The organism is Daejeonella sp. (genome assembly GCF_044232565.1).
Taxonomy (GTDB): Bacteria; Bacteroidota; Bacteroidia; order Sphingobacteriales; family Sphingobacteriaceae; genus Daejeonella.
On record NZ_JBIILQ010000282.1, the window covers coordinates 1 to 3,187 of the forward strand.

The window sequence follows — 3,187 nt, forward strand, 5'->3', positions numbered from 1 at the left end:
TACTTATGTCAAGATTAAAAGCCTGAGGTGCAACTAATGTATTTCCCTCATGATCTGCAATTACGTAATATGGTTGAGAGTTTGTTCCGTATTTAGAGGCTTGAAAATCACTCCATTTTTGTCCGATTGATTTTACGTTTTTACCACTAAAAGCAGATTGATACTTCTCATCCTCACTAAGTTCTGTTTTATCATCAACATACAAAGATATCAAAACATAATCTTCGCGAAGGCGACGTAAAACGTCTTTATCAGGCCAAACACTTGCCTCCATTTTACGACAATTGGTACAGCTCCAACCAGTAAAATCTATTAAAACAGGCTTATTTACTGTTTTAGCATAGGCTAGACCTTCTTCATAATCATAAAAGGCATCTAAACCATGTGGCGCATGAAACAAGCCCGCATATTTCTTTCCTATGGTTTCAGTTTTTACTGTTGCTGATGTAGCATTCGAGTAAAGGTCAAAATCTTGTGTCGACTGAGGTGGTAGCCATGCACTTATTCCCTTGAGTGGCGCACCCCATAAACCAGGTATCATGTAAATGGTAAACCCTAAGATAAACATCGCAAAAAACAGCCTTGGTAAAGAAAGGAAATTAATCTCAGCATCATGAGAAAGACGAAGTTTACCAAATAAATAAAGGGCCCAAACACCAAAAACTACAATCCAGATAATCAGGAATATATCTCTGTTAAATATTCCCCAGTGGTAAGCAAGGTCTACATTCGATAAAAATTTAAAAGCTAGCGCAATTTCCAAAAAGCCTAAAGAAACCTTTACCGTATTTAACCAGCCACCTGATTTTGGCATCTCTTTTAACCAAGATGGGAAAATGGCAAAAAGGGTGAAAGGAATAGCCAGTGCAGATGAAAACCCTAACATTCCAATGGCGGGCCCGAGGTAAGACCCCTTTGATACCGCATCAACTAAGAGTGTCCCAATTATTGGGCCAGTACAAGAGAATGAAACTAGTGCCAATGTAAAGGCCATGAAAAACAAACCCATAAAGCCACTCTGGTTCGACTTTTCATCCATTTTATTTACTAAGGATGATGGTAAAGTAATCTCAAATGCGCCAAGAAAAGAAATACCGAAAATGATTAATGCAACAAAAAATAGGAGATTAAAGGTAGCACTACTTGCCGCTTCATTCAATGCCGAAGCTCCGAAAATAAGGGTAATCAATAAACCCAAAGCTACATAGATAATGATGATGGAAAGTCCATAAATAATTGCACTTCTAATGCCTTTAGCCCTTGAACCCGATTGCTTTGTAAAAAAAGATACCGTCATTGGAATCATTGGGTAAATACAAGGCATAAAAAATGCAGCAAGACCCCCAATAAAACCAGCGAGAAAAATTGCCCATAAAGAACCTTCAGATTTAGTACTTTGAATATCTGCTTCTGATAAAGTACTTGAACTAGCTTTTTTTGTATCAATAGTAGCTCCAATAGTATCAACATTGCCCGAAGGGGGGGCATCGGCAAGCAAATTATTAGATGCTGCCATTTCCAAAGGAATTTGAAATTCAATTTCTGTTGGAGGTAAACAACGTTCATCATTGCAAACCATAAATTCAAGTACTCCAGAAACACTTTCTAGAGGCTTATTTAAGCTAACACGTTGTTTAAAAACCACCTGCTCTTTATGCCAGGCAATGTCCATGTTAAAATTTTTATCAAAAGCGGTAACAGCTTTCGGACTCTCTGAAACTTTTCCAATTAGTTTATAATCAACCGATGGTAAAAATTTAAATGATGTAGGAATGGGTCCACCCTCCTCAATAAATTGTGAATAAAGGTGCCAGCCCTTTTCAATTGTTGCGGTAATGAATAAATCAACTTCTTTATCACTAATTTTTTGAGAAGAATAAGACCACTTAACAGGTTCGTAAATCTTAGCGTTGGGATCAGAAAATTGTGCCTGGGCATTAAAGAAAAAAAGTGTAAACACTAATCCTAAAAGTTTCTTCATGTTTTTATTAATTTATGAACTCAATTTCTTTGTTATTAAAATACTTGATTTGGCCCTCTGTTTCCAGAATAAGCTGACCAATTTCAGTAATTCCGATGATTTTGCCTTTTTCAATTCTCCCATTAAATTTGAACGAAGCTATTTCCCCTTTTAAATATAAACGATTCAAGTACTCCTCGTTGATTTTTTTTAATGATCCCGACTTTAACTGAAGATATCTGGCTTCAATAGCACTACAAATTTCGCCTAATAATCCCATTAAGTGGTAATCCTGATGTAATACTTGCTTCAGAGAAGTAACATTTTTAAGGTTATCTGCAAAATTTACCTGATTCACATTTAGACCTATTCCAATTATGGCATATTTAATTTTTGTCCCCTGAATTATGTTTTCAATTAAAATACCCCCAACTTTTTTGGTGTTGATGTAAATATCATTAGGCCACTTTATATAAACACCAGGACCAACATGGTTCCTTAAAACATCATTTAAAGCAATGCTAATGGCTTTATTAAGGTCAAACTGACTCTCCACAGGAAGGAAACTGGGATTTAAAAGAATACTAAAGGTTAAATTTTTACCCGCTTCGCTTTGCCAAGAATTAGCCGACTGACCTCTTCCGGCAAATTGCCTATCTGCCATAATAACAGTGCCATCCATTAGTGGCGTAGATTTTGACACAGCATCCTTAAGAAAGGTATTTGTTGAGTCAACATCTTTTAAGGTAATTAGATTGTGACCAACAAATAGTCCTGAAAAAGTATTATTTTGCAATGAATATTTGCTTTAATTAAACATCAAAACTAAAATTTTTTAATGGTAAAAAATAAAAATGCTCAAGAATCAACTTCAATCTCTGAAATTGTTGTTTATGGAATACAGGAAAAGAAGGGAAATGAGATTGTGCGTCTTGACTTAAGAAATATTCACAGCTCGGTTGCCGACTACTTTGTAGTGTGTCATGCAGAGTCAACTGTCCAACTAAAAGCAATTGCACAAAGCGTTGAAGATGAGGTTTTTAAAGCTCTAAAACTTGAACCTTACAGAAAGGAAGGATATCAACAAACCGATTGGATTATTATTGATTATTTTGATGTAGTTGTCCATATTTTCAAAACCGACAAGCGAGAATACTACGGAATTGAAGACCTCTGGGGAGATGCAGAAACAAAATTATACAAAAGCGCATAAACCTTTTGGAGGTT

Annotated in this window: 3 protein-coding genes; 1 reads left to right on the forward strand and 2 read right to left on the reverse strand. The window is 35.7% G+C overall.

The window, feature by feature from the left end; translation table 11 throughout:
• On the reverse strand, positions 1–1,981 hold a 1,981-nt coding region (locus tag ACILQF_RS12050), incomplete at its 3' end, for a cytochrome c biogenesis protein CcdA (protein WP_395627650.1).
• Positions 1,982–1,988: 7 nt separating this feature from the next.
• Positions 1,989–2,756: a biotin--[acetyl-CoA-carboxylase] ligase gene (locus ACILQF_RS12055; protein WP_395627651.1), complete on the reverse strand. Its 768-nt coding sequence runs from the start codon at positions 2,754–2,756 to the stop codon at positions 1,989–1,991.
• Positions 2,757–2,798: 42 nt separating this feature from the next.
• Here ACILQF_RS12055 and rsfS point away from each other — a divergent pair, with 42 nt between their 5' ends.
• Positions 2,799–3,173, forward strand: coding sequence for a ribosome silencing factor (gene rsfS, locus ACILQF_RS12060; protein WP_395627652.1), 375 nt, complete (start codon positions 2,799–2,801; stop codon positions 3,171–3,173).
• Positions 3,174–3,187: the final 14 nt, after the last annotated feature.

Excerpts from the sequence above, each read along its gene's own strand:
- rsfS (WP_395627652.1), top strand. The coding sequence starts at position 2,799 with ATGGTAAAAAATAAAAATGCTCAAGAATCAACTTCAATCTCTGAAATT.